We start from the raw sequence: 2,767 nt of genomic DNA, 5'->3' as shown, positions 1-2,767 counted from the left end.
CGGGGTGGTCGCGGTCGTGCTCGTCGCCGGTCCTGTCGCGCTGTGCGTGCCGGTGCTGGTCTGGGCTGGACGGCGATGGCCCGCCGTGCCCGCCTGGGCGGCCGGGCTGGCCATGCTGGGCGCCGGCATCGGGGTGGCGGCCCAAGCGGGCAGCGCTCCCGGCAGCGGGCAGGGGGCGTTCAGTCCCTGGGTGCAGGCCTTCGGGGCCGTCGCGCTCGGCGCGGTCCTCGCCGCGCTGGCGGCCGCGAGCTGGCGTGGGCCGCAGGCGGTCGCCGGCTCCGAGGTCCCGGACGGCTCCCCGGATGGCCCCGACCGCCCGGGCGGATCCGCCGGCCCGGGCGGCGGCCCGCCTGGCCCACAAGGTCCGCGGGGTACTACCGGTCCGCAGGGCTCCGTCGGCCATGGCGGCTCCGCCCGCCGTGACGGCTCAGGCGGCCGTGGGGACGCCAGCCAGATTCAGGAGGGCCGACGTCGGCGCGCGGGCGGGAACTTCCATCGCCCGGCCAGCCGGGCCGATGTTCGCGTGCGCCGGGACGCCGGGGCCGGTGCACAGTCGATGCTGACATAGCGCGGGCCGTCCGCGTCGACGCTGATCTGATAGCCCGCCTCGGCCAAGCCCGCCAGGTCGACCGGGTGGGCACGGCGGTCCGCCAGCAGGGTCGAGGCGTCGGGGACCTCGCAGCCGGCGGCGGCGAACTCCGCGGCCGGCGCGAGGCCCAGCCTGCCCGCCGCGTGCCACAGCGGGGCGAGGACACCCAGATCGGCCTGGCGGTCCGCGCTGCGCAGGCTCGCCACCGCGACCGCGAGCAGGCCCAGCCGGAACAGGTCCGGGTCGCCGCGCTGGGCGGCGAACGAGGCCATTCGCAGGGCGAACGTGCGCAGGATCGCCGATTCGACGGCCGGCCGGAGGAACTCGGGGAGCTGGTCCACGCCGCCCGTCCGCCGGGCCTTGCGCAGCAGCTCGACGATCGCGATGTCGCGGTCGGTCGGCAGGGGTAGCTCGGCGTAGTCTCCGGCCGGATCGTCGCCGGCGGGGGCGCCACCGGTGAGACAGACCAGGTCGGCGAGTTCGAGGCGGTCCGCCCGGGACCGTCGGCGGCCGTTCACACCTGTGCTCGGCGGTGGTCGACACTGGCCCGGACACCGCCCCGAACCGGCGTTGTGACCACGCCGCGTGGAAGAGCGGTCTCACCTAAGATCATGTGACCATCATCTCAGTTCAACGTTCCGATAACCAGATGGTAACTTTGAGTGATCGGTAGCCGGCGGCCCGCCGTGGGGTAGCTAGTCGGTGGTGAATGGTCACCCGGTCTCGGGTGCCGGCGCCCCCGCGCAGTCACCTAACTTTCCGTGTCTTAACAGAGTGACTCTGGTGGGGTGCCGCCGACGGACCGGCGACAATGGCTGACGGGCGGTTTCCCTGGATCTCCGAGGGCGCTGACAGGAGTGGGATCCTGGCTTGGCGCAGGCCCACGAAGCCCTCACGCCGTTACCTCTCTCGCGATCAGCGCGATTCCGGAAGTTAGGCTTGGCTGGCTTCTCATCGGCGTGTCTACCGGTGAAATCGCAGGAACTTCGGCAGAGAGGCCGGCCAACGACAATGGGATGGGCTCACGAGGGCGATGCGCAGGCGTCGCCGATACCCGATCGGGTGTTGACCCCCGGTGAGCAGATCCTCGCCGCATCGGACCGGGCGAGCGCGCCGCTGACCTGCGGTTTGTTCCTCCAGACCGACGGGCGGCTGGATCCGTCCCGGTTGCGGGCCGCCGCCTGGGCGGTGATCCGCCGCCACCCGATGGCCCGGGCGGTGCTCTACGGCTCACGGCAGCACGCGTGGCGGTTCTCCGTGGAGCCGGCGGGGGATCCGGTCGGGTTCATCGACGACGGCACCGACGGCTGGCGAATTCAGGAGATCCTCTCCTCGATGCCGTTCGATCTGCACCGCTACCCGCCATTGCGGATCGCGCTGGTCCGCCGACCCGGCGGCGATCAGATCTGCGTCGTCGCGCACCATCTGGCCCTGGATGGGCTGCGGCTCACCGCACTGGTCACGGAGATCATCGAGGACTATCGGCGGTTGTCCCGGGAGACCCGGCCGGGCGGCGACGACGAGCCCGAGGGTGCCCGCCGCGGGATGCCGGCGGGCATGTCCTCGCTGGTCCGCACCGTCGGCGCGCCGGGGTGGTCCACGCTGGTCCGCCGCTCGGGTCGGTTCATCACCCCGCTGGCCGTCGAGCGTGGTGAGGGTTTCGGCTTCCACCCGATGTCGCTGCCGCTGCCCACCGGCGGCCGTACGCTGCCGGACGGCCGCCGCATGACCGTCAACGACCTCCTGCTGGCGGCCGCGCACCTCGCGGTCGACCGCTGGAACGCCCGCCGCGGCGGGATCTCCGGACGGTTGTCGGTCCGGATGCCGATGGACATCGGCCCCGCGCTGGCGGCCGACCGGTCGGTCCCGCCGTCGGCGTTCCTCGAACCCGGCGAGACCAACGGCAACCACACCGGTCAGACGATCATCGTCTCGGACGCGGACGACCGGTCGGACGCGGTCCGCCTCGCGACCCGCATCGTCGACCAGACCGTGGCGGCCAAGCAGACGGTGCCGGTGGCGGTGAGCGGGCTGTCCGGGGCCCTCGGGGTGGCCGCCGCGCGGTTCGTGCCGGGCCCCTGGCGCAGCACGCTGCTGCGGGTCGGGGTGTCCGCCGGGCGCGCGGTGCTCGCGCCGACCGCGGCGGTGAGCAACATCGGCCGGTACGACGGGCTGGCC

General features: G+C 73.5%; 2 protein-coding genes. One reads left to right on the top strand and one right to left on the bottom strand.

What is annotated here, in order from left to right; translation table 11 throughout:
* Positions 1-456 precede the first annotated feature (456 nt).
* Positions 457-1,107 carry a hypothetical protein gene (locus tag MXD58_RS28225; protein ID WP_248838917.1) on the bottom strand — a complete coding sequence of 217 codons (651 nt, stop codon included), beginning with the start codon at positions 1,105-1,107 and terminating at the stop codon, positions 457-459.
* Positions 1,108-1,651: 544 nt separating this feature from the next.
* Between MXD58_RS28225 and MXD58_RS28220 the strand changes: the two genes are divergently transcribed.
* Positions 1,652-2,767: condensation domain-containing protein (locus MXD58_RS28220; protein WP_250611205.1), on the top strand; the 1,116-nt coding region annotated here is incomplete at its 3' end.

Origin of the sequence: Frankia sp. AgKG'84/4, assembly GCF_023242965.2 — a bacterium.
Taxonomy (GTDB): domain Bacteria; phylum Actinomycetota; class Actinomycetes; order Frankiales; family Frankiaceae; genus Frankia.
This window is presented reverse-complemented; position numbering and strand designations above follow the sequence as displayed.